22 protein-coding genes are annotated in these 24,730 nt (G+C 46.0%); 15 read left to right on the plus strand and 7 right to left on the minus strand.

The window, feature by feature from the left end:
* Nucleotides 1-85: 85 nt before the first annotated feature.
* On the plus strand, nucleotides 86-712 hold the full coding sequence (mobA, locus tag ACXAGV_RS07850; RefSeq protein WP_474872771.1) for a molybdenum cofactor guanylyltransferase: 627 nt from the start codon (nucleotides 86-88) through the stop codon (nucleotides 710-712).
* Entirely contained in the window at nucleotides 702-1,484 is a 783-nt protein-coding gene (fdhD, locus tag ACXAGV_RS07855; protein ID WP_474872772.1) for a formate dehydrogenase accessory sulfurtransferase FdhD, read from the plus strand. Before mobA ends, fdhD begins: the two co-directional genes overlap by 11 nt.
* 65 nt (nucleotides 1,485-1,549) lie before the next feature.
* On the opposite strand, the gene ACXAGV_RS07860 is transcribed toward fdhD, so the two are convergent.
* The gene (locus ACXAGV_RS07860) at nucleotides 1,550-3,874 is read right to left on the minus strand and encodes an FdhF/YdeP family oxidoreductase (RefSeq protein WP_474872773.1); all 2,325 of its coding nucleotides are present in this window, start codon (nucleotides 3,872-3,874) and stop codon (nucleotides 1,550-1,552) included.
* Nucleotides 3,875-4,278: 404 nt separating this feature from the next.
* Here ACXAGV_RS07860 and ACXAGV_RS07865 point away from each other — a divergent pair, with 404 nt between their 5' ends.
* Nucleotides 4,279-4,743, plus strand: coding sequence for a GNAT family N-acetyltransferase (locus ACXAGV_RS07865; RefSeq protein ID WP_474872923.1), 465 nt, complete (start codon nucleotides 4,279-4,281; stop codon nucleotides 4,741-4,743).
* 137 nt (nucleotides 4,744-4,880) lie between these two features.
* On the opposite strand, the gene ACXAGV_RS07870 is transcribed toward ACXAGV_RS07865, so the two are convergent.
* The 5 genes from ACXAGV_RS07870 to rne all read right to left on the minus strand — a co-directional run bounded on the left by ACXAGV_RS07870 (nucleotide 4,881) and on the right by rne (nucleotide 12,948).
* Nucleotides 4,881-5,708, minus strand: a complete 828-nt coding sequence (locus ACXAGV_RS07870; protein WP_474872774.1) for a haloacid dehalogenase type II — start codon at nucleotides 5,706-5,708, stop codon at nucleotides 4,881-4,883.
* An 82-nt stretch (nucleotides 5,709-5,790) separates the two neighbouring features.
* The gene (locus ACXAGV_RS07875; RefSeq protein ID WP_474872775.1) at nucleotides 5,791-6,468 is read right to left on the minus strand and encodes a response regulator transcription factor; all 678 of its coding nucleotides are present in this window, start codon (nucleotides 6,466-6,468) and stop codon (nucleotides 5,791-5,793) included.
* 44 nt (nucleotides 6,469-6,512) lie between these two features.
* Complete coding sequence (locus ACXAGV_RS07880; RefSeq protein WP_474872776.1) at nucleotides 6,513-8,084, minus strand: sensor histidine kinase; 1,572 nt, start codon at nucleotides 8,082-8,084, stop codon at nucleotides 6,513-6,515.
* A 207-nt stretch (nucleotides 8,085-8,291) separates the two neighbouring features.
* The gene (locus tag ACXAGV_RS07885; RefSeq protein WP_474872777.1) at nucleotides 8,292-9,434 is read right to left on the minus strand and encodes an oxidoreductase family protein; all 1,143 of its coding nucleotides are present in this window, start codon (nucleotides 9,432-9,434) and stop codon (nucleotides 8,292-8,294) included.
* A 106-nt stretch (nucleotides 9,435-9,540) separates the two neighbouring features.
* Nucleotides 9,541-12,948 (minus strand): ribonuclease E, encoded by a 3,408-nt coding sequence (gene rne, locus ACXAGV_RS07890; protein WP_474872778.1) that lies wholly within the window; start codon nucleotides 12,946-12,948, stop codon nucleotides 9,541-9,543.
* Between the two features lie 810 nt (nucleotides 12,949-13,758).
* Here rne and rluC point away from each other — a divergent pair.
* Both rluC and ACXAGV_RS07900 read left to right on the plus strand, forming a co-directional pair.
* Complete coding sequence (rluC, locus tag ACXAGV_RS07895; RefSeq protein ID WP_474872924.1) at nucleotides 13,759-14,700, plus strand: 23S rRNA pseudouridine(955/2504/2580) synthase RluC; 942 nt, start codon at nucleotides 13,759-13,761, stop codon at nucleotides 14,698-14,700.
* Between the two features lie 3 nt (nucleotides 14,701-14,703).
* The gene (locus ACXAGV_RS07900; RefSeq protein ID WP_474872779.1) at nucleotides 14,704-15,411 is read left to right on the plus strand and encodes an HAD-IA family hydrolase; all 708 of its coding nucleotides are present in this window, start codon (nucleotides 14,704-14,706) and stop codon (nucleotides 15,409-15,411) included.
* A gap of 51 nt (nucleotides 15,412-15,462) precedes the next feature.
* Here the strand turns inward: ACXAGV_RS07900 and ACXAGV_RS07905 are convergent, their stop codons facing one another.
* Nucleotides 15,463-16,083: a Maf family protein gene (locus tag ACXAGV_RS07905; protein WP_474872780.1), complete on the minus strand. Its 621-nt coding sequence runs from the start codon at nucleotides 16,081-16,083 to the stop codon at nucleotides 15,463-15,465.
* A gap of 153 nt (nucleotides 16,084-16,236) precedes the next feature.
* On the opposite strand from ACXAGV_RS07905, the gene yceD reads away from it, so the two are divergent.
* The 10 genes from yceD to mltG all read left to right on the plus strand — a co-directional run bounded on the left by yceD (nucleotide 16,237) and on the right by mltG (nucleotide 24,702).
* Nucleotides 16,237-16,770 (plus strand): 23S rRNA accumulation protein YceD, encoded by a 534-nt coding sequence (gene yceD, locus ACXAGV_RS07910; protein ID WP_014976324.1) that lies wholly within the window; start codon nucleotides 16,237-16,239, stop codon nucleotides 16,768-16,770.
* A gap of 3 nt (nucleotides 16,771-16,773) precedes the next feature.
* Nucleotides 16,774-16,944, plus strand: coding sequence for a 50S ribosomal protein L32 (gene rpmF, locus ACXAGV_RS07915; protein WP_012518206.1), 171 nt, complete (start codon nucleotides 16,774-16,776; stop codon nucleotides 16,942-16,944).
* A gap of 15 nt (nucleotides 16,945-16,959) precedes the next feature.
* On the plus strand, nucleotides 16,960-17,985 hold the full coding sequence (gene plsX, locus ACXAGV_RS07920; RefSeq protein WP_474872781.1) for a phosphate acyltransferase PlsX: 1,026 nt from the start codon (nucleotides 16,960-16,962) through the stop codon (nucleotides 17,983-17,985).
* Complete coding sequence (locus ACXAGV_RS07925; protein WP_014949212.1) at nucleotides 17,982-18,947, plus strand: beta-ketoacyl-ACP synthase III; 966 nt, start codon at nucleotides 17,982-17,984, stop codon at nucleotides 18,945-18,947. Before plsX ends, ACXAGV_RS07925 begins: the two co-directional genes overlap by 4 nt.
* Before the next feature lie 99 nt (nucleotides 18,948-19,046).
* The gene (fabD, locus tag ACXAGV_RS07930) at nucleotides 19,047-19,976 is read left to right on the plus strand and encodes an ACP S-malonyltransferase (protein WP_474872782.1); all 930 of its coding nucleotides are present in this window, start codon (nucleotides 19,047-19,049) and stop codon (nucleotides 19,974-19,976) included.
* A 9-nt stretch (nucleotides 19,977-19,985) separates the two neighbouring features.
* Nucleotides 19,986-20,726 (plus strand): 3-oxoacyl-ACP reductase FabG, encoded by a 741-nt coding sequence (fabG, locus tag ACXAGV_RS07935; protein ID WP_474872783.1) that lies wholly within the window; start codon nucleotides 19,986-19,988, stop codon nucleotides 20,724-20,726.
* A 199-nt stretch (nucleotides 20,727-20,925) separates the two neighbouring features.
* Complete coding sequence (gene acpP, locus ACXAGV_RS07940) at nucleotides 20,926-21,165, plus strand: acyl carrier protein (RefSeq protein WP_012518211.1); 240 nt, start codon at nucleotides 20,926-20,928, stop codon at nucleotides 21,163-21,165.
* 80 nt (nucleotides 21,166-21,245) lie between these two features.
* A complete protein-coding gene (gene fabF, locus ACXAGV_RS07945; protein WP_423077872.1) occupies nucleotides 21,246-22,484 on the plus strand; it encodes a beta-ketoacyl-ACP synthase II in 1,239 nt (412 codons plus the stop codon).
* Between the two features lie 233 nt (nucleotides 22,485-22,717).
* Nucleotides 22,718-23,569: an aminodeoxychorismate lyase gene (gene pabC / locus ACXAGV_RS07950; protein WP_474872784.1), complete on the plus strand. Its 852-nt coding sequence runs from the start codon at nucleotides 22,718-22,720 to the stop codon at nucleotides 23,567-23,569.
* Between the two features lie 113 nt (nucleotides 23,570-23,682).
* Entirely contained in the window at nucleotides 23,683-24,702 is a 1,020-nt protein-coding gene (mltG, locus tag ACXAGV_RS07955; RefSeq protein WP_474872785.1) for an endolytic transglycosylase MltG, read from the plus strand.
* Nucleotides 24,703-24,730 lie beyond the last annotated feature (28 nt).

Raw genomic sequence — 24,730 nt, forward strand, 5'->3', positions numbered from 1 at the left:
CTAGGCCTAGCTTTCTATGGCTAAGCAGTGTTTTGAATTTTCAAAATAAAGAATGAGGGAAAGCTTGATAAGACAGAAACATAAAGTGAATAAAACTCTTATCGGACTCGTGTTAGCGGGTGGCCAGTCGCGCAGAATGGGACAAGATAAAGCCCTTATGCGTTATCAGGGTAGCACGCTTATTGAGCATGCTTCATCACTGTTAAAGGCTGCAGGGTGTGATGAGGTATTAATCAGCCGTAATGCGCCAAATTTTTTAAATGATAAAATTGACGATGCGGGTCCACTGGGTGGTGTGCATGCGGCACTGGATGTTTTATGTAATTCAAATGAGGGCAACGGCAGCCCTATCGAATTGCTTGTCCTTCCCGTGGATATGCCCCAGATGACGCCTGAGCTTTTGAAAACGCTAGTATCATCTGGGCGGGAAGCCCAACGGTCGGTTTACGTGAAAAAACGCTTTCTGCCTTTCTACTTGTCTGTTATGCACAATACTAACGCTTTGCTAACTCACTACTTGGTTACTCAAAACAAGCGACGTGTAGTGGGGTTTTTAGAAAGCCTAAAAGCCATTGCTCTTGAAGAAGCTAATCTTGCGCACACAAAAAGGGTAGATGGCGAGCAAGGAAAACAGGGCGAAAAAACAACCCGTGTGGACGAGGCACAATGGCTTAATGTTAATACGCCAGGTGATTGGCCTGATGACATATAACGCTGAACACCAAGCATTAGTTTTAGATGGTAAATCTGAAACTCAACGTTTTACTCTTGCTGAAGAGGTCGCATTAAGCATTAGTTACAACGGTATCAACTATGCAGTAATGCTTATTACGCCAAAACATATTGAAGATTTCATCATAGGCTTCAGTTTAAGCAACGACGTTATCGAGCATCCTCGTCAGCTTTACAGTATCGAATTGACCCACCACAAAGAACACATTAATGCTGAAGTTGAAATTGCCAATCAGGCGTTCTGGAAGTTAAAGGAAAATAAACGGCAATTGGCGGGTAATTCTGGCTGTGGGCTCTGCGGCGTTGAGGCGTTAGACAACGCTATGCCTCAATTAACGCCTATTAGAGTATCACCTTTACCCGATGTGAGCTGGTTTAAAGGTTTGCGTAGCCTTATAAGCAACGCTCAAGCATTAGCGCAGCAGAGCGGTGCAGTACACGGCGCACTTTATATTGATGCCGAGCGCAATGTATTGGCATGTCGTGAAGATATAGGAAGACATAACGCATTTGATAAATTAATTGGGGCAATCGCGGCTAATAAACTTTATCAGAAGGATTGCCTTGTAGTACTAACCAGTCGCTGTAGCTTAGAACTAGTACAAAAAGCGATAAGAGCAAAATTACCTTTGGTAGTAACGCTTTCTGCTCCTACAGCGTTATCAGTAAAGTGGGCAAGCCGTTACGGTCTCACCCTGATCCATGTACCTAAGTATGACCCTCCAAGAGCTTACGCACCGCAAGAAAAGTAGTGCGCAGCGAGCCAGTTAGATTTAAAGGGCCAATACTGATAAGTACGAGATAAGCATCGAAAAGCTTACACCGCAGAGACTGCTATTCGGCCATCTGATACAGATTTCGAAAGTTTGATCGCGATAAATTTCGATGTTGGTGTGAACGTGCCATCACCGTAGCTTTCTAGTGGTACTAACGGATTAGTTTCGGGGTAATATGCTGCCGCTTGACCTTGCGGGATGTCGTAAGCCACCAACATAAACTGTTTAACTTGGCGTGTTTTGCCGTCGTTCCAGAGTGACGTAATGTCGACTTTATCGCCATCGTTAAATCCCAGCTTCTGAATATCACGTTCATTAACAAAAAGAACGTCCCGCGCGCCAAACACGTTTCTATAGCGGTCGTCCATACCATAGATGGTTGTGTTGTACTGATCGTGAGAGCGCAGTGTTTGTAAAATGAGGTCCGGCTTTTCACCTTTCGCAACAAGGTCAGCATTTAACAGTGAATCAGGCAGGGCGTTAGCGGCAAACTCGGCTTTGCCCGATGGTGTTAACCAGCGTCTCTCACCTGCTGCATTACCTAAATGAAAACCACCTGGTTGAGCGAGTTTGGTGTTAAAGTCTTTAAAACCGTCGATGGTGTCGGCAATGAGCTCACGAATATTGTCGTAATCGCTTATTAAGAAGTCCCAGTTTACCGGTGTGTTGCCTAACGTAGCCTTCGCGATACCAGCAATAATAGCGGGTTCAGAGCGAAGTTCGGGCGAGCTTGGCGGAAGTAGGCCATAAGAGATATGTACCATAGAAAACGTATCTTCCACAGTCACGCCTTGTTGCCCGCTAGCCTGCATGTCGACTTCAGTTCTACCTAAGCATGGCAAAATGAGCGCATTTTTACCTGTGGTTAGGTGAGAACGATTTAATTTGGTGGCGATATGAACGGTTAAGTCGCATTGTGACAGCGCAGCGTGAGTACGCGGCGTATCTGGCGTCGCCTGGGCGAAATTACCGCCTAGGCCGATGAAAACTTTGGATTCACCACTTTCCATAGCCTGGATAGCTTGAATCGTATTGTGACCTCTTTCTCGCGGTACGGCGAAGTTAAACTTGCATTCTAGCGCGTCGAGCAAGGCTTTAGGCGGTACTTCGTTAATACCCACGGTTCTATCACCTTGTACATTACTATGGCCTCTAACAGGCGATAGCCCTGCGCCAGGCTTGCCGACGTTTCCGCGCAATAACTGTACATTCACAATTTCTTGGACCGTAGCAACAGAGTGCTTGTGCTGTGTAATTCCCATAGCCCAGCACATAATGACCCGTTCTCCACGTTTGTACATTGTGGCCGCGTGACGTATTTCGTCTTTTGATAAACCGCTTTGTGCTTCAATATGCTCCCAGCTCGTCGCTTCAACGGTTCTCAGATAGTCATCCATGCCATTGGTATGTGCATTAATAAAGTCGTGGTCGAATACGGGGGCATCATTGTTCGCCCTGGCTTCATGTTCCCAAGTCAAAAGCCATTTAGCGATGCCGCGCATAACCGCCATGTCACCACCAAGAGCAGGCCTGAAATAGGCGGTATTTGTGGGAGTTGAACCATTGGTCAGCATCTCGATAGGGTGCTGAGGATGCTGGAACTTTTCTAAACCGCGTTCTTTTAGCGGGTTAAAGCAAACTACCTGAGCGCCTCTTCTAACAGCATCGCGAAGCGGCTCTAGCATCCGAGGGTGGTTAGTCCCCGGGTTTTGGCCTATAACAAATATGGTGTCGGCCTTTTCGAAATCGTTAAACGTGACCGTACCTTTACCCACACCTATGGTTGGTTTCATCCCTTGGCCCGACGCTTCGTGACACATATTTGAACAGTCGGGAAAATTATTGGTGCCAAATGCGCGTACGAATAACTGGTAGAGATAGGCGGCTTCGTTACTCGCGCGTCCAGAGGTATAAAATTCTGCTTGGTGAGGTGAAGGTAAAGCATTTAGATGTTTAGCGATAAGTGCAAAGGCATCGTCCCATGATACGAGTTCATAGTGGTCAGTCTGAGCATTGAAGCGCATAGGGTGGGTGAGTCTACCTTGTGATTCTAACCAATAGTCAGTGTGCTTCTTGAGTGAGCCTACAGAATGGTTTGAGAAAAACGCCGGGTCGACATAACGGCCTGTAGACTCCCAATTCACTGCTTTAGCACCATTTTCACAAAACTTCACTAATCCACTTTCTGGCGACTCACCCCAAGCACATCCAGGACAGTCAAACCCTTTGTCTTGGTTGGTTTTGAGCATTGCTCGCAAATTTTTAAGCGGCTTTTCGCTTTGGATCCAGCTTTGGGTGACACTTTTCAAAGCGCCCCATCCGCCAGCGGGTTTGTCGTAAGTTTTGATGTTGCGCTTATCACTCATTTATTGCCCCTGTTTCGAAGTGGTGTTTGTCTTAGAAGACAGTGTTAATTTCCACGACATTTTCTTTATACACAATAACCATTCTTGTTACAGTGTTCCAATTGATTACGCCAACCAAATGATTGAGTTCATCAAAAAACTGCTTATTTACCGTTACCTTGCTGTCGGAAAAAGGGGATGAAGCTTCTGATTGAGAAGTGTAGTACTAGTACGAAGTATAATGGCGCAGTGTATAGTTAATTAATTTGGTTGCGTTACGCTACACCAATCGTTATCGTCACAAAGCGCTTAATATTAGCTTACTGACACTGGTATCTAGATATCAGGATCGTATAACCAGTATCGTTAAAGGCCACATTAAAGGCGCTGCTCAATCATTAATTATAAAAACTCATCGAGGCAACATGGTTTCTTGGCAATCGCTCACATTTAATGAACTTACGAATCACCAACTTTTCGAACTGCTTAAGCTGCGAGTCGATGTTTTTGTTGTTGAACAAAACTGTGCTTATCCTGAGCTTGATGAAAAAGACCGCCACCCGCAAACACACCATTTAATGGGATTTCAAGACAACAAATTGGTGGCGTGTGCACGATTACTTGTCGAAGGGGTAAGTTATCCATCGGTCAGTATAGGCCGAGTGGCTACCAGCGAAACCTTCAGAGGGAAGGGGGCTGGTAAAGCGCTTATGCGTGAAGCCCTTGATCATTGCGAGGCGCTATGGCCGGGCTGTGATATTGAAATTGGCGCGCAAGAATATTTAAAAGGCTTTTATGAAAGCTTTGGGTTTGAAGCCACTTCGACTATGTACTTGGAAGACGATATTCCTCACATCGATATGAAAAGAGCAGGTACGGCAAAAGCCTAGTTCGAAAAATCGGTTGGCATTAGCCTTGGCTCAGGCGTTTAGCCTGAGTATTAAGCCAAGACGCTTGTGCGCGCCAACCGATAAGCTGTGCTTTTGAGTGCACCTTGATACTAGCTTGATAACATAGACCCTAACGCTTATTTGACATCGGGTAATTGGGAGACTAATTCATCTAGTCCGCTTACCACAGTATCGGGCGCTATTGCTAACGGGTAAAGTACCTTACCGGGGCGTGCAATGAACGCGGCTTGCCAGCCTGCCTGTTTAGCACCAGCAATATCCCAACCGTGTGCCGCCACTAACATAGCGTCTTCTGCTTCTATCCCCATTTTTTCAATAGCCCACTCATACGTGCGTGTATCGGGCTTGTACAGATTGATGTCTTCTACACTTAGTCGCTCGTCGAAGTAAGATAAAAGATCAGCATTCTTAAATTGTGTATATACGCCTTGATTAGAAGAGTTGGTAAGGCTTACCAGTTTATAGCCCTTGTCTTTTAGTGCCTGTAAGCCATCGCGCACGTCAGGATGGGGTGGTAGGCTTCGCAATGGCGTGACGATAGCTGTTTTAGCTTGCTCTTTGGTTAATTCAATACCTTCAATCTCAGCGACCATCAATAGTGAGGCAACGCCAATTTCTCCAAAGGTATGAAAGCGGCCAGTCGTTGAATCAACCAGTGAATGATGCAGCATAGTAGAGAACCACAGTGGCAACAAATCATCTCGACCGCCCAAGGCTTCGCCTACCGAACTGCGCATGGCGGTCAGGTCAAGCAAGGTCTCATTAACATCGAAAAAGATAACCTTTGGTGCTCGCAATTCCCGTGCAGACATTGCTGTATTCTTATCAGGCTGCGCGGCATCTCTGGTGTCTGTCTGAGCGAAGACAGGTGATGACAATAGACTAATGCCTACAGCGGTTGCGCAACATAGCTTTGAGAGTAATGAAGCAGGTGAGAGAGCCATAATTATCCTTTATATAAATTTGAACGAGTGTTCAAATTAGGCGGGATAACACATGAATGCAATAGCTAATGAGACGAAACAACTATTTTCTGGTGGTCAACCGGTAGCCGTTGCCTCTAAGAGTTTCAATAAATATGGCATCACTGCTGTGAAGCTTTTGTCGCAGCCTACTGATATACACATCAACAACATTAGTTAGCGGATCGCTGTGGCTTCGCCATACTCGACTTAATATGCGTTCTCGAGACAGCACTTTTTCAGCATTTTCGGCGAAGTAGTTGAGCATGTCGTATTCTAGTTTGGTGAGTGAAATCTCTTCCCCAGACAATGTCGCAATACGTGACTCGTCATCGATGTTTAACGGTCCGATGGTGAGTCCTAATTGGGAAACCGGTGTATTCGTCACTCTTCGGCTTAAGGCCGTTATGCGCGCAAGTAGTTCGTCAAAGTCAAATGGCTTGCACAAATAGTCATCCGCGCCTTGTTTTAAACCATTCACGCGCTCGCGTACTTCGTCCACCGCGGTTAGCAACAAAACCATAGGGGCATGGGGAAGCGACTTGATTGCGGGCAGCAGCTCTACGCTATCCTCATCACCAAACATGCGATCAAGTACAATAATGGCAGGGGCTTCATGGCGAATGCGCGTGACTAAGTTGTGCAATGCCGACTCTTCGATGCACTCAAAACCTTCAGCGCTTAAGCCTCGTGATAGAAAGCGTAGCAAGGGGGCTTCGTCATCAGCAATAAGAATTTTCATTGTTGTTATGATCCTAGTCGTTCGATGTTACTTAACGGTTGTTATTAATCTAATGACGTCGCGTGGTCTTGTAACACCGGCAGCGTCAACGTGAACTGCGAGCCTTTACCTAATGTGGAATGCGCACTCAATGTACCGCGGTGGGCTTCTGCTATCGCTTTAGCGATAGACAAACCTAGCCCCATTCCATTGCCTTTGCGCTTTAACCTAACGAAGCGTTCAAAAACGTGCTGCAAATCACTTGACGAAATGCCTTCACCGCTATCAATGACTGATACGTTGATATTCGGGCCTTCGCTCTCAACGCGCAGCACAATGGGCGTATCGGGATAAGAATATTTGTGTGCGTTTTCGATAAGGATGGTCAGTACCTGCGCAATTCTGTCTTTGTCGATGAGCACTTGGACCTCATTATTGGCAAGCCATTTAAGATCTAAGTCTCTTGGCTTTGTGAGCTTTTGCCATAACGCCATATTTTGTGTAAGCAGGTTATGTAAGTCAGATTTAACCAGATCTACAGTAAATTCGTGCATCTCGGCACGCGCTAGCAGCAGCAAATCATCAACCAACTTACTTAAGTTCACGGCTTGCTCAAGTATGGTTTCTAGCGTTTCTTTATAAATCTCGTTGCTAGCCGCAGCCTGCCTAAGGGTTACCTGCGCTTCGCCACGAATAATGGTTAACGGAGTGCGCAATTCGTGACTTACATCAGCCATAAATTGTCGGCGCTTTGCGTCCAGCTGAGTGAGTTTATTGTTGGCTTTTTTTAAAGCCCGGGTTCGGCTCTCCACTTCAAACTCTAAGTGCTTACGATGGGCATCAGCTTGGTCTTCGTGTTCTTGTAGTCGCGCTATCATGGAATTTAGTGCTTTGACCAAGTCAGTAAATTCGCTATCCAGGGTTTCAGGCAATCGATAGTGGTAGTTTCCCGAGGCAATGGCATCGGTACCCGTGCGAATAACTGTAAGCGGCTGATACAGGGCATTGAATAGCCAATAACAACCCAGCAGAATAAAAGGACAGGTGATAAGGCCTAAACTGATAGTAAACCACACAATGCTGCTGTTTAGCGTTTCAATGCTAGCGTTAATGCGCGATACAACGCCTGTTTGGCGGTTTACTGCAGAGTTGATGGCCTCCCTAAACTGGTTGTCGATAGTTACTTCAAGTAATGTTTGAAGGCGCTGCTGTTGATTAAGTGGAGTACTGTCGTTACTTAGCGCAATAGCTCTAAACTCTTCCACAATGCCTTGAATCAGCGCTTCAAGTTCATCGGTATCTTCAACACTTCCTAATGTTGCCTCAAGCCCTAGCGCTTCGCGTTGGGCAAGTTCCAGAGATTTTATACGGTTCAACGAGTTTTCTATTTGTTGTTGTTTGTTTCTCACTTTCGCTTGGTTCGCATTCTTGCCAAAAATAAGCTCATCGGTTAGCTGTTTGAAAAGCCTGTAGGAAATACTTGATAACTGCTGGTGCTCTGACAGCAGGGATTGAGCGAGTTGAGCTTGCGCTAAGTTAGTGCGCGTTAAATGCGCAGATATGGCTGCACTGGCTAAAGCAATCAACAGAATAAAAGTGGAAAGTAGCCCAAAAAGGTAGAGTTTACGTTTGTACATTGGCAGCAGCGTTATGATTATTTGTCACTATATACGCTAAACGTAATTTGATGGTGCAGTTTCACTGCAATAAAATAGTAAGTCTGAGCAGATGGGCTACCAGCGACATGTCGTCTGAACTGGTGTAAAAATAGAACAAAAAAAGGCGCGAGAGAGAGGAAAAAAGTACGTTCATAAAAGTCGTGATCACTATGAAAACGTAAACGTTTAAGCCGTGCGCTCAAGAATAGACAAGGCAATATCTGTTTGATATTGGAGCTCTTCATCTATTTTCCAGTGTTCGGGGCTCCAACCCGCTAAGAACCGATAAAAGTCAGCGCAGGCGAAGGGGTACAGGTACTTCCATTCAGCAATGATAAGCGCAATATCAGCACGCTTGAAACAAGCCGAACTATCATTGTTAGCCAATCGAGTGTGTAGCGCATCTTCGAGCGCTTGAAAGTAGGTATTGAGCAGTGCATCACGATGCTTCATGTGGGTTTGGGTTGATAGCGCACTGCCCAAAAAATACGCCACGTCCTTTATGCCTGCGCCATAACCCACATACTGAAAGTCGACAGCTGCACAGTCAGAAAAATCTTCGGTAAAACAAAAGTTAGCCACTTTAGCATCGCCGTGCACCAAAGTGTGATAGTGAGCGTCGCCTAACGTGGTAGATATATCGACAGCATGTTGCTTTAGTAATCCATCCGACATGGCGTTGAACTCATCTTCACGGGTTGCCAAGTGCCAATACGTCCCTTCAGGCCATAATTGTAAATTTCGGCTATCAAATTCATCTCTCACATTGACAAAGCGTGCATGAAAGTTGGCAAGCCATTCTAGAACAGTGATGCATTGCGCAGCGGTAAGTGAAGAGGCCGTGCGAGAATAGCCACTGTGTGCTAAGTCTTCCATAACAAGAAGGGAGGCTTCGCCCTGTTGGCTGTGCCCTAAGCATTTAGCTGTACGGCAGGGGGCGTCAGTTTGCGTTTGAAGATTGCTGTAAAAACAGTTCTCTACCTTAAAAGATTGGCACTTACGGTTGTGGCTAGCTTCACCATTCCAGCCTTTGGGGTGTGAGAGGCTGTGTGGCGGAGTGGCGCATTTCACGACTACTTTTAGCGCTGCTCCGTCTACACCGTGTTGTATGCTAAGTGGGTTTTGTAGCGCTTGGTGATGCTGGCTTTCTCGGAAAGGGCGACTCTCGTCGTCATTCTTCGAAAAAGTATTATTTGGATAGCCCAAAGTGGCACGAAAGCACGCACCGTAGCCACTCCAAAGAGGTTGAATCATTTGTGTGTCTAATACCTGCGCGTTACATACTTGGCTTAACCAATCTATATACTGCTGATTTACCGTATCTGACATTTTATTCTCAACTCGGACTCGATGTTAAACGTACACTAACAAACAAAAAAGCCGCTCGAAAGCGGCTTTTACGTCAATTAGCTAGTAGCGCACTAGCGGCTGAAACTTATTCAGCCTCGGCTGCCACATCGCCAACTTCATCAACTGATTTAGGAAGCGTAGTTACTGCTGAAGCGCGCGAGGTAACGTGCGACATTGCCGCAGTTTTACCTGATACTGCGAGTGCAGGTCGTGTGTCGTCTGCTTTAGCGGTAAGTGCTACATCAACAAACGCGTCGTTTACTGACGCTGGCAATGCCATAGGGTGCGATGCACCACGCTTACCTTTGCCACTTGCTGCTAGGCTGGTAGAAGGCATTGCTTTTTCTAGCGCTTTTTCTTTTGACGCTGGCGTATCTGCTTTCGCTTCTTGCGCTGCTGATTCAGATTCAGCATCTGCAGGTGCGTCAGCCAAGTTTATTTCAACTTGCTCTGGCGATGCTGCTTCGTCTTTAGCTTCTGGCGCTATGGCTGCCTGGGCAGTATCAGCTTGCGTTGCTTTAGCTTCAACCGCTGGTTCGGCTTGTGCTGCCGGTACCTTTTCTTCGGCGCTGCTTTGTTGCACAGAAGTTCCGGTCTCATTAGCAGATTCGGCTTCAGTCGCCTCGTTGTCGCCCGCTGACGTTACTTCTTCCGCTGAAGATTTTTCGTTAGCTGAAGCTTTATCGTCCGCTGAAGGCTCTATACCCGCTGAAGGCTCTATACCCGCTGAAGGCTCTGCATCAAACTGAAGTTCGTCCTGAACAGCTTCAACATCAAGCTTAGCGTTTTCTTGCTTATCTTGTTTAGAAACAGGTTGCTCGTCAGCCGGGGCTAGTTGTCCAGGCTCTTGTGCTTGTGTTTCTTCAACAACAGGTGCATCTGTCTTAGCTGTCGATTCAACTTCAACTTCTGTCTGCTGTGGTGACAGTTCACCAGGCTGTTTAGCTTGCGTGTCTGTATCGTCAACTTGCTGCGACTCTTTCTTACGACGTTGACCTGCTGCGCGAACGTGACGTGGAGAGCGGCGTGAACGGCCACGGCCTTCACGTTTCTGACCTTGCTCTTCACTATTAGTGTCGGTATTTGCATCGGTATTTTCAACGGCATCACTGGTTACCGCAGATGAGCCATCATCACCCTTCACAGCATCGGTTAGTGGCTTCGCTTCAACAGGTTTTTCAGCTGACTTTTTCTCTGCTTTCACTGTTGGCTTTTGCGTATCCTGCTTCGGCTCAGTCGTGTTTTCAACCGGAGTCTCTGCCTTCGGCTTAGTGTCAGCTTTAGCTTTCTGCTGCACTGGCGCTTCTTTGGCTACTGGTGCGGCCTGCGCTTTGTTTTGATCAGCAGTATTTACCGCGTTGTCATCCTTTTTCACACGAACGCTGCGGCGCTTATCGCGACGTTTTCTACGCTCAGCAACTTCACGCTTCTTCTGCGCTTGGTTTTCTTGCTGCTCGCCATCTTGCTTCTCGTGCTTAGGCTTTTGTTGCTCATCGCGAGGTTGCTGTGCCTTACGAGGCTTACGACCTTTGTTATTACGCTTGTCGTCTTGGTCTGACCGTTGTTCTTGACGCTGGTCTTTTCGCTGATCGCCGCGCGGTTTGCGATTATCGTGCTGCTCACCTTCGCGATTTTGATCTTTACCTTGGTCTCTGTTTTGAGACTGATTGCCACGACGATTGTTTTTATTACGAGGCTTGCGGCGACGGTCGTCATTATTGCGGCTGCGGTTGTTTCTATTTTTATTATCAGACTGTGGCTTCTTGTCTTTATTGGTTTCTTCTTCGCTTCCGCTACCGAACAAATCACTAATCCACTTACCAAATCGGGCAAATAGCGAAGGCACGTCATCGGCTTTCTTTGCTGGCTCTTCTTTTGGTGCTACAACAGGCGCAGCCGTCGGCGCGACAAGACCTTTAAGCGCGGGTTCTTCACGCTTAACGGGGGTTGAAGTTGTGGTTTCTGTTTCTGCTTCTACCGCAGGCATAAGCTCTACGTCATAGCTCGCTTCAGATACTACGTCATCCGGGCGTCTGCGCAATACCTGGTAATGCGGTGTATCTAAATTGGCGTTAGGAATAAGCAGTAAATTAACGCCGTGGCGCTTTTCAAGCAGCTGAATAGACTTACGCTTTTCGTTAAGTAAATAGGTCGCTACTGGAACAGGTAATTGCGCTTCAATTTGCCCCGTGTTCTCTTTAATACTCTCTTCTTCCAGAATACGAAGAATAGACAGTGCCAAAGATTCAGTGCCGCGAATGGTTCCGTGCCCCGAACAACGCGGGCACACATGGTGTGCAGATTCACCCAGAGAAGGGCGTAAACGCTGGCGAGACATTTCAAGAAGACCAAAGCGAGAAATGCGGCCTAACTGTACTCGTGCTCTGTCGCTTCTTACCGCGTCTTTCATGCGGTTTTCAACTTCACGTTGGTGACGAACTGGTGTCATATCAATAAAGTCGATAACAACCAAACCGCCTAAGTCGCGAAGACGCAATTGACGGGCAATCTCGTCTGCTGCTTCCAAGTTAGTATTTAGTGCTGTCTCTTCAATATCGCCACCCTTGGTTGCTCGGGCTGAGTTGATATCAATTGAGGTTAGTGCTTCAGTAGGGTCAATAACAATTGAGCCACCAGATGGTAAGCGAACTTCGCGTTGGAAAGCAGACTCAATTTGGCTTTCGATTTGGTAGTGGCTAAATAATGGAACTTCACCACGATATAGTTTTACGCGGTTTGCAAAGTCAGGGCGTACTAGTTGAATGTGCTGTAACGCTTGTTCGTAGATACTGGTTTTATCAATAAGGATTTCGCCAATATCGCGACGTAGGTAGTCACGAATAGCGCGTACGATAACGTTACTTTCCTGGTGAATTAAGAAAGGTGCTTCTCGCTCTTCTGCTACCTCTGAAATCGCTTCCCAGTGTTTAAGCAAGACTTTTAAATCCCACTCTAACTCTTCGTAAGATTTACCTACACCAGCAGTACGGACAATAAGGCCCATGCCGTCAGGAAGATCTAACTTGCTAAGTGACTCTTTAAGCTCTGTACGCTCGTCACCTTCAATACGGCGAGAGATGCCGCCAGCGCGTGGGTTATTTGGCATAAGTACCAAGTAACTGCCCGCAAGCGATAGGAATGTAGTTAAAGCTGCGCCTTTTTGGCCGCGTTCTTCTTTGTCAATTTGAACAATGACTTCTTGGCCTTCTTTAATCACATCTTTGATGTTTGGGCGGCCTTCGAATTTGTAACCTTTAGGGAAGTAAGTGCGGGCAATTTCTTTAAGGGGAAGGAAACCGTGACGCTCTGCGCCGTAGTCAACAAAAGCGGCTTCTAAGCTAGGTTCAACACGGGTAATTTTACCTTTGTAGATGTTCGCTTTTTTCTGCTCGTGCCCTGGGCTTTCAATATCTAAATCGTACAACCGTTGCCCATCAACGAGGGCAACGCGCAACTCTTCTTGCTGAGTTGCATTAATTAACATTCTTTTCATTGTATCTAACTCTGTTTTCGTACAGCCGTTAAGACACAAAATTAAAGTGACATGTGCAAACCCTCACCGCGCAACCTCACGGCTGGACGGGGACCTTGTTGTTTCGTCGCATTATCCCTGGTGGGTGACCACATTAGCGCCGTTTTTAGCGCTCAAATTCAATTAAATTAACTTGTGTCTTATTTTCAGACAAACTCGCAAGTAAATTGTAATGGCCACACTGCTTTAAGGATGTCGGGAGCGACTAGCCCTTATTACTGTATTCTTTTTTACAAGCAATTTAATTGCTTGCGTGTCATTTAATTCTGTTAGTTAACGGCAAACTTATTTTATGTTCGCAAGCAATGGCGGTTGCTTTATCACGGCAGTGTAGTCGTTGCCTCTCTAGCTTGGTTGGCCTGAAAAACATTTTTTCATTGCGGATGCTACCAACACGAACGCCATACTTTTTCGTTTTACAAGTTTGAGCAGCATCGTCATTCTTTATAGATTGCTGTCTCTTTCTTGATTGTTGTTTTTATAACGCTGAGTTTCACGTTTCTGAAAGGGCGTTTTGTTACCACTTACTGTCAAAAACTAAATTGTGAATATTACCGTTCAAAAAACGTCGTTAATTATCGCACCAAAACTGCAAATTTAGCAAGGAAAGCAAGTGAATAAATTGTGTATATGTCAATAATTAGGCTGTGTACTGAGCACAGACGAATGGCAAAAAATGTCTTTGGTTAAAATTGCGACGATAAATGCTTTTTTCAATTATTTATCACTTTCAATTAGCCCAGAGAAATACCAATGAGGTATACTCTGGGCATGAAAGAAGAAGCTCCCCAAAAAGTACGTTTTGTAACGGTTGAAGCCGACTTGGCTGGTCAACGTATCGATAATTTTTTGCGCACCCAGCTAAAAGGTGTGCCGAAAAGCATGATTTATCGCATTTTACGCAAAGGTGAAGTGCGGGTGAATAAAGGTCGTGTTAAGCCTGAATATAAGTTACAAGCCGACGATTTAATCAGAATTCCACCGGTTCGCGTGTCGGAAGGTGCGCCTGCGCCATCGCCAAAGCTCGATAAAATTGCATCATTAGAGTCGCATATCCTTTTCGAGGACGACCGTATACTTGTTATCAACAAGCCATCGGGAATGGCAGTTCACGGGGGAAGCGGCTTAAGCTTTGGTCTAATTGAAGGCCTAAGAGCCTTGCGTCCCGATGCCAAATTTATGGAATTGGTACATCGACTAGACCGTGACACATCAGGCTGTATTTTAATTGCTAAAAAACGTTCTGCCCTTCGCCACATGCATGAGCAGCTTCGCACGGGTAAAATGGACAAGCGATATAATGCGCTAGTTGTAGGTGAGTGGCCTAAAACTCGATTTAAAGTTAAAGCGCCGCTTCGTAAAAATGTGCTGCAATCGGGTGAGCGCATGGTAAGTGTAAGCGACGATGGTAAACCGTCAGAAACTCGCTATCGCATATTAGAGGAATACGCAGGTGCAACCTTGGTTGAAGCGTCGCCTATTACAGGTAGAACCCACCAAATTCGCGTTCACTGTTTGCATGCGGGTCATCCTATTGCTTGTGACCCAAAATACGGCGATGCGGATTTCGACGCGGCAATGCGCCAAAAAGGGCTGAACAGACTGTTCCTTCACGCTCGCAGTATTTCACTGCTGCACCCAGCGACTGAAGAGCGCGTCACATTTACCGCGCCATTAGACGACACTCTCTCAAATACACTTAAAGCGCTGTAAGTTATGCATTCAAAAAAACAGGCTGTGGAAACACAGCCTTTCATTTCGTTAGATAAAAAACTGCCTAAGTACAAACTTGTTATCTTTGATTGGGATGGCACGCTCATGGATTCGGCGGCAAAAATTGTTAGCTGCATGCAGCTTGCCGCAAAGCAGTGTGATATGCCTGTTCCTACCTACGACGAAGTAGGCCACATTATTGGTATAAGTTTAAAGCCCGCCATCAAGCAACTTTTTAAAATTGAAGACGATGAGTTAGCCGATCGTTTAGTGGCAGCGTACAAAGAAGCGTTTGTTACCCGCGATACAACACCGTGCCCGCTATTTGAGGGCGTGGAGCAGCTACTTGTTAATTTGAAAGAAGCAGGATGTACACTAGCCGTGGCGACAGGTAAAGCGCGCCGCGGTCTTGATCGAGCGTGGGCACAAACAGGGACGGGACCTTTCTTTAGTGCGTCACGTACCGCCGATGAGGCAGAATCAAAGCCTTCGCCCGACATGCTGCTACAGTTACTTGATGAACTGGGCTATGAAATAAAAGATGCCGTGATGATTGGCGACACAACCTACGACATGCAAATGGCGAAAACGATTGGTATGGATAGGATAGGTGTGTCATATGGCGTTCACGCGCAGGTTCATTTAGAAGCGTTGTTACCTGTTGCAATTGTACACTCTATAAGTGAACTAGAAACCGCGCTATTCAAATAGCGCTGGTTTGTAGCAATGCTTTGATACAACTGCTCTGACAGAATTAGTGGCTTACTGTGCAGCCATTGCTAATAAATCGACATCGAAGTGTGCGCCCAGTAATTCATTTAGCAGCATTATCGGAAGACCGATTAAACTGTTAGGGTCGCGGCTTTCTATTTTATCGAACAGTAATACACCCAAACCTTCGCTTTTAAAACTGCCAGCGCAATCAAGTGGTTGCTCTTTATCTACATAGGCGCGAATGGCAGCTTCACTGTTATGGCGAAAGAAAACGCGTGTTTCATCTACCTGTGTTATTGTTTTATTGGCGCTAGGTTGGTGAAGGCAAAGTGCAGTATAAAATGACACTTGCTTACCTTGGCATGCCATTAGCTGGTTTACTGCATTTTCTAACGTGCCAGGCTTGCCAAGTAACTGCGGGCCCGCATCGGTTTGGACCAAAGCGACTTGATCACTACCTATAATAATGGTGTCGTTATTTACCTTTTCTAATTCAGCGGCAACCTTGTGCGCCTTTTGTTCGGCTAAACGTAAACTCAATGCAGTAGGGCTTTCGTTCGCAAAGGGCGTTTCGTCAATATCCGGTGCGTGGGTGTCTACCTGAATACCAATGTTGGCGAGCAACATTTTTCGGTATTGCGATGATGAGGCAAGAACAAGGGAGGCCACAATTACTCCTTTTATAAAATCAATATGTTGCGTACTTTCAGTTAGTAGTACAATGTTACATTATCACTGCGCACCACATACAGCGTTTTATTGTAGGTTAAAACGCAATTTTGCTTTGACAGGGAGGGGTTGACCCTATATCATGCGCGCCCTATGCAGAAAGTGAAACTCCCTCATTCGGTTGAACCGACTAAAAGTGCCATGAAACGTTCCGATTACCGGGGCGTGATTGCGTCTAAAGATATGGAACGATTGAGTGAAGCAGTTGTCCGATGCAATGACTATGTGGACGCAGAAGTACAGTTCGAAAAAGACGCGCAGGGTCTTACTGTCTTTCACGGCCATCTAGCCACGCAGGTAACACTTATCTGTCAAAGGTGTAATGGTGAACTCGATTATCCCGTGGAAGCGGAATTCTGTTTTACTCCAGTGCAGGGAGAAGAACAGGAAAGCGATGACATCATTCCCGAGGCTTACGAACCGGTAGAGGTCAACGACCACGGAGAAGTTAATCTGCTTCAAATTTTTGAAGACGAGCTACTGTTATCTTTGCCAATTGTGCCCCTTCATGCAGAGTCGGAGTGTACAGTGAAGCAGGACGATATGTCGTTTGGAAAGATTGAACCGGAACAAGAGCGACAAAACCCTTTCGCGGTTTTGAAAGAACTTAAGCGAGACCAGGAGTAAGTTATGGCAGTACAACAAAATCGTAAAACGCGTTCTAAGCGCGGTATGCGTCGCTCACACGATGCATTGACAGGCGCGACTTTGTCTGTCGATTCAACGTCGGGCGAAACTCACCGTCGTCACCACGTGACCGCTGACGGTTATTACAAAGGCAAGAAAGTAATCGGCGCGTAATACGGCGACTACATTTTGTCTAAACTAACCATCGCGTTAGATATCATGGGGGGCGATCATGGTCCCCCTGTTATCCTTTCCGCAGCCGTAAAGGCTATTCAACTTCACCCAGACGTGCACTTCACGCTATGCGGTGATGAAGATACCATCAAAGCAGGTATACAGCCCCTTACTGATTCTGAGCGCAACCGCGTTACTATTGTCCATTGCTCACAAGTGGTTGAGATGGGCGAAGCGCCTACGTCAGCGCTACGAAATAAGAAAGATTCTTCTATGCGTCGCGTTATTGAGCTTGTCGAAAGTGGCGAGGCTAACGCGTGTGTAAGCGCAGGTAATACCGGTGCATTGCTTACCTTATCGTTCTATTTGCTTAAAACCTTATCAGGTATCGATAGGCCCGCACTTATTAATATGATGCCTACAACAGGGCACCATAACGTTTTTCTCCTTGATTTAGGCGCTAACGTAAACTGCACGCCTGAAATACTTTTCCAATACGGCGTTATGGGCTCAGTGCTTGCGCAAGAGGTGGCGGGCATAGCATCGCCACGGGTTGCCTTATTGAACGTGGGCGAAGAAGATATTAAAGGTAACGCGCAGGTAAAATCTGCCGACCAGCTTTTTAAAGACGCGCCAGGCATAAACTATATTGGTTATGTAGAAGGTGACGACATTTTCACCGATCATGCCGATGTAGTGGTAACTGACGGTTTTACCGGAAATGTAGCGCTTAAATCAAGCGAAGGACTGGCTAAGTTAGTGATAAACGAAGTAAAACGCCAGTCACAGAAGAACTTTTATACCCGATTATTGGCAAAAATTGCCTTCCCGTTACTGAAATCTATCTATAACAGCGTGAACCCCGACCAGTATAACGGTGCGAGTCTGATAGGATTGCGCGGCATTGTTATCAAGAGTCACGGAAATGCACAAAAAGACGCCTTTTATTACGCCATCGTGCAAGCAATGAAAGAAGCAAAGATGCATTTACCTGAAAAGATAAAGACAAAGATAGAAACGGTATTGTTGGAGCAGCTTTGAGCAAATATTCACGCTTTATAGGAACAGGTAGCTATTATCCCAGCGACGTGCGTACAAACGCAGATTTAGAGCAAATGGTGGACACCAGTGACGAATGGATCACTGACCGTACCGGGATAAAAGAGCGACGTATTATTGGAGCAGATGAAACCGCTGCTACCATGGGGGCAGAAGCCAGTAAGAAAGCCATTGAAATGGCTGGCATAGACCCGAAATCTATCGACATGATTGTGTGCGCTACCACGAGTGGTCGCTATGCGCTTCCAAGCACAGCATGTGAAATTCAACGCATTCTAGATATTGACGGTATTCCTGCATTTGACGTAGCTGCTGCGTGTGCAGGCTATTGCTACGCATTAAGTGTTGCCGATCAATACATTAAGTCTGGCATGGCGAAACGTATTCTTGTAGTCGGTACCGACTGTTTGAGCCGCTTGATAAACCCTGAAGACAGAACCATGGTTATCTTGTTTGGCGATGCGGCAGGCGCGACGATTATTGAAGCAAGTGATGAACCTGGCATTCTTTCCACACATATCAACGCATCAGGCTCTCACGGCGATTTGCTGTACGTGGGTAATCCAACCCGTGGTGACGAGCAGTCGGTTCACGAGAACTGGGGTGTGATGCGTGGTAATGAGGTCTTTAAGGTTGCGGTAACCAAGCTTTCAGAAGTGGTAGAACAAACCCTTGCTGCCAACGGTATGCAAAAATCTGATCTTGACTGGTTAGTACCTCACCAAGCAAACTTTAGAATTATTAAAGCGACAGCTAAAAAGCTGAATATGTCTCTTGATCAAGTAGTGCTTACGTTAGAGCAGTATGGTAATACCTCTGCTGCTACTGTGCCTACAGCGCTTGATACCGCTATCAGAGACGGGCGCATTCAACGCGGACAGCATTTATTACTAGAAGCATTCGGAGGCGGATTTGCTTGGGCATCGGCGCTTGTACGCTATTAGCCTTGCAGATATTTGCTTTGGTGATATTTGCCTCGATAGGGGCACTCCAACTCCGACGTTTTCTCGCTTCTAGTAAATTAAAAATAATAAGGAATCGACATGACAAAGACAGCCTGTGTATTTCCAGGACAAGGTTCTCAAAGCGTAGGTATGCTAAAGGAACTTGCTGAGACTTCTCCTATTATCGAAGCGACGTTTAAAGAAGCCTCTGACGCGCTCGGCTACGATCTGTGGGATTTAGTCCAAAATGATACAGACGGTAAACTAAACGAAACGCATATCACTCAACCAGCGTTGCTTGCTGCTAGCGTAGCAATTTGGCGTGTTATTCGCGAGCAGGGCATCGATGTAGATTACCTAGCGGGTCACAGCCTTGGTGAGTACTCAGCATTAGTATGTGGCGGCGCCATGGATTTTGCTGATGCTATCAAGCTTGTGGAAGCTCGTGGTAAATACATGCAAGAAGCTGTACCAGCAGGTGCAGGTGCCATGTATGCCATTATCGGATTAGACGATGCCGCCATTGCTGATATTTGTCAGCAAACTGCTATTGCTACAGGCGATGTGGTTGCACCAGTTAACTTTAACTCTCCAGGCCAAGTGGTTATTGCAGGGGAAAAGAGCGCCGCCGAGCAAGCCGCTAATGCGTGTAAAGAAGCGGGCGCTAAGCGCGCACTTCCTCTTGCGGTGAGCGTTCCTTCACACTGTGAGTTAATGCGTCCTGCAGCAGACAAGTTAGAAGACGCGTTATCGTCATTGAACGTTAATGAGCCTGCAATCAATATCGTGAATAATGTTGATGTCACTATTGAAACCCAAGGTGATGCAATCAAGAACGCATTAGTGAGACAACTATATTGCCCCGTTCAATGGACGCGTACTGTTGAATACTTGGCGGCTGCGGACGTTGAGCGCGTTATTGAAGTAGGTCCAGGTAAAGTACTTACTGGATTGAACAAACGTATCGACAAGAGCCTAGAATCTCTTGCAGTTAATACACCTGATGGTGTTGAAGCATTAAAACAATAAGGAAACGCAATGAGTCAATTAGACGGTAAAATTGCGCTTGTTACCGGCGCAAGCCGAGGTATAGGCAAAGCGATTGCCACGCAGCTTGCTCAGCAAGGTGCTACGGTTATCGGAACCGCAACCAGTGAAAATGGTGCGCAAGCGATCAGCGATTATCTTTCTGAATTCGGTGGCAAGGGTTTTGCGCTTAATGTCACTGACAAAGAAAGTGTAGATACAACATTAAAAGCAATTAACGAAGCTTTTGGTAGCATCGATATATTGGTCAATAATGCAGGTATCACACGTGATAATCTACTAATGCGCATGAAAGATGACGAGTGGCAGGACATTATCGACACCAACTTAACTTCAATTTTCACACTGTCAAAAGCGGTACTTCGCGGTATGATGAAGAAGCGTTTTGGTCGCATCGTGAATATTGGTTCAGTGGTGGGCAGTGCAGGTAACGCCGGACAAGCAAACTATGCTGCAGCGAAAGCAGGGGTCATTGGTTTTTCTAAATCAATGGCTCGTGAAGTGGCTTCTCGTGGTATCACCATCAACGTTGTAGCGCCTGGTTTTATCGATACAGATATGACAAAAGCGCTGACCGATGACCAAAAAGAAGCCATTTTCAAAGATATTCCGGCGAACCGTTTAGGTGCGCCTGATGAAATTGCAGCCACTGTTGCCTTTTTAGTGAGCGATGGTGCAGCCTATATTACAGGCGAAACTATCCACGTAAATGGTGGTATGTATATGGGGTAAATTCGCAAAAATTGCGAATTTTCCTTAGTTTGGGGTGGTATTTACCCGAACTTGGATGTAAAAATAGTATTTTACGAATTTCGAATGTCGCTGGTTTGACCAGAAAATTTGTTTAAACTGGTGCTTGCAAGGATGCACCTTGCAAAATAAACTAGCGGCACTTTTATTATCTAGTGACGTTTAAGGGAAACCTAGAATTATGAGTAACATTGAAGAACGCGTTAAGAAAATCATTGTTGAACAACTTGGCGTGAAAGAAGAAGAAGTAAAAGCAGAAGCTTCATTCGTTGACGATTTAGGCGCTGATTCACTTGACACTGTTGAGCTAGTGATGGCTTTGGAAGAAGAATTCGATACTGAAATTCCTGACGAAGAAGCAGAAAAAATTACTACTGTTCAGTCTGCAATTGACTACATCAACGCTAACAAAGACGCTTAAGTCTTAAGTAGCGACAAAGCGGCTCTTCTTACAGAGCCGTTTTTGTATCTCCTACCTTAGTTCCAAAGCGAGGGCTTTTTGTGACAAAACGTCGCGTAGTGGTTACTGGTCTTGGAATGCTTTCACCATTAGGTCTTAATAGCGAAGACACATGGCGCAAATTGCTCGCGGGCGAAAGCGGCATTGGTGAAATCACCCATTTCGATTGTAGTAACTATTCAACCCGTTTCGCAGGTCAAATTAACGATTTTGATCCGCAGGAATACATTGAAAAGAAAGAAACCAAGAAAATGGACCGCTTTATCCAGCTGGGTATTGCAGCAGGCAAGCAAGCCTTGGTCGATTCTGGTTTAACTGTTTCACAAGATAATGCGCATCGCGTAGGTGTAGCTATTGGTTCAGGTATTGGTGGTTTAGAGCAAATTGAACAAAACCATTTAAAACTGACAAATAGCGGACCTAAGCGCGTATCGCCATTCTTTGTACCTTCAACCATTACCAACATGATTTCAGGCTTTTTGTCTATCATGGAAGGGCTGAAAGGACCGAATTTAAACGTTGTGACTGCTTGTACAACAGGCGTTCACAACATTGGTATTGCCGCAAGAACAATTGCTTATGGCGATGCTGATGCCATGCTAGCCGGAGGCGCAGAAGCGTCTATTACTCCGCTAGGCATGGCTGGTTTTGCCGCAGCACGTGCTTTGTCATCTCGCAACGACAACCCACAAGCAGCAAGCCGCCCATGGGATAAGGACCGCGATGGTTTTGTTATGGGTGAGGGCGCTGGCGTGGTAATGCTGGAAGAATACGAAGCAGCTAAGGCACGTGGCGCGACCATTTATGCAGAACTGGTTGGTTTTGGTATGAGTGGCGACGCGTACCACATGACATCTCCACCTGAAGATGGTGAAGGCGCGGCCGCATCTATGCAAAACGCAATAAACGACGCGAAGATGGATGCAAGCGAAATTGGCTATGTTAACGCACATGGCACGTCTACGCCCGCAGGTGATATAGCTGAAGTAGCTGCGGTAAAACGTGTGTTTAACGATCACGCTCACAAGTTACTTGTTAGTTCTACCAAGTCAATGACAGGTCATTTACTTGGTGCAGCGGGTTCGGTTGAGGCAATTTTCACTATTTTGGCACTGCGTGACAAAATGGCGCCGCCAACCATTAACTTGGATGAACCAGGTGAAGGCTGCGACTTAGACTTTGTTGCACACAAAGCGAAAGCATTCAATGAAGACTACGCACTGTGTAACTCATTCGGGTTTGGCGGTACGAACGGCTCATTGATTTTCAAGCGTATCTAATACGGCGTAACTAATATAGCGTAATTATCGCTGATTAAGTGAACTTCACGCAAAGTTAAAAGGCAGCTTCGGCTGCCTTTTGTTGTTTATACAGTTAAATCTCACAGTGAATATCATAAAACTCAGGTCTCTTTGAGCACCGCTACAGCCAAATCAATTCAGCTAGTCATTGTTTGACAAACGCAAGTTGGTATACTTCCCTCAACCACAATAACGGCGAACAAGAGTAGGCAGTGAGAATTATTCCTAGCGCTACGCCTATTTCATCAAGTGACAGGGCGTTTAACTATGGCGACGGTGTGTTTACCACATTGTTGGTAAGTGAACATCAAGTAGAATTATTGCCTTATCATATTTCACGTTTAGAGCACGATGCGGCAGCCATCAAGCTCAATATTGATATCCGCGCGCTTGAAGTTGCAATTGCTGAACAAGTTAAGGCCATAAAGAACGGTTCAGGTGATAACGCGTCTTTAAAATATGTGCTAAAAGTTCACGTGTCGGGAGGTCAAGCCGGAAGAGGGTATGCGCGAAGCGAAGACAGTGAAGCATTAATCAGATTTAGCCAGCACCCTTACCCTGTCCATTACGATAGTCTTACGAATGAAGGGGTAACTGTAATTTGCGCTCAAACACGGTTAGCCATTCAACCATTGCTTGCGGGTGTAAAGCATATGAACAGGCTAGAACAAGTCTTAGTTAAGCACGAAGTAGACGATGCTGGCGCACACGATGCTATTGTTTGCGATACCCAAGATAACATTATTGAAGCGAGTGCTGGCAATGTATTTTTCTACCTCAATGAACAATGGTATACCCCGTCTTTGAAAGGAAGCGGTGTCAATGGCGTAGTCAGGCAGTGCCTTATTGATTCGCTGTTAAACGACAATTGTTCGCTTCACGTGGGGGAATATGACCTTTCTTATTTGCGAAAAGCGAGTGCAGTGGTAATTACCAATGCACTAATGGGCGTTATGCCGGTACAGCAAATACGAATGCCGGATTTCTCTTATGTAGATTTTGACGTAACTAGCGATGCGATTGTAGCGCTAAAGACAAGGCTTCAGACTGCGCTTAAAAATTAACTAAAACGCACTTCTTACAACAGGGTTCGTCAACGTTTTACGAGCTTCACCAAATTGGTAGTAAAAAGAAACAAAATGGAATGTAGAGCAATGAAAAAAGGGGAAGTTCAAGCATGAAGCGGGTAATTGTTATTCTATTATCTCTTGTCATGCTTGCCGTTGTTGGGGCAGCCTCTGGCGTAATGTATGTCTCGAGCAAGGTTACCGATGAACTAGCATTAAAAAGTGAAATCTTATTTACGATAGAGCGCGGCAGTAACGCTTATCGTACCGTGAAACACCTGCGTAAAATAGGCATGACCGATGTGTCGCCCTTTGTTGCGAAGGTGTGGCTCAAATTCTTCGCAGGCAGTACGTCTGTTAAGTCTGGCACCTACATGCTGCGCCCAGGGCAGTCACTGGTAGATGTGTTTACCTTGTTTACCGAGGGCGATGAGCATCTGTTTGCAGTGAGTTTAGTTGAAGGACTAACCCTTGCACAGTGGCTTGAGGCGCTTAAACAAAACTCAGATTTGGTGTTTGATTTAAACGAAGGGAAATTAAACCAGCTCACTCAGGATAATGGCGTAGATTGGTGTTGCGAAAACGTTTCGCAGACAGAGGGCGTATATTTGGCTGATACGTATTTCTTTACCAAAGGCACAACCGCAAGCGAGGTATTGAAAAGAGCACACCGCGCGCTAATTGACTTTGTCTCTAGCGAATGGGAGTTACGGGATGCCGAACTGCCGTTAGCCACACCTTACGAGGCTCTTATCTTGGCGAGTATCATTGAAAAAGAAACGGCTGTGCCTGCGGAACGTGACATGATTTCAGGCGTTTTCGTCAATAGGCTCAACGGAAATATGCGTCTTCAAACCGATCCCACCGTGATTTATGGTATCGGCCCCACGTTTGACGGAAACATTACCCGTAAGCACCTGCGAACAGCAACGCCTTACAATACCTATGTTATTAAAGGGCTTCCACCTACGCCTATCGCGATGGCAGGCAAGGCCGCCATTCACGCTGCGCTGCACCCGCTAAAAACGGATGCACTATATTTTGTGGCGAAGGGCGATGGCAGCCATCAATTTTCTACAACACTAGCTGAGCACAATGCAGCTGTGCGAAAATACCAGTTAAAACGATAGCCGTATTGATGCAGACAACCGATACGTT

The organism is Alteromonas sp. ABH4_453 (assembly GCF_056160665.1).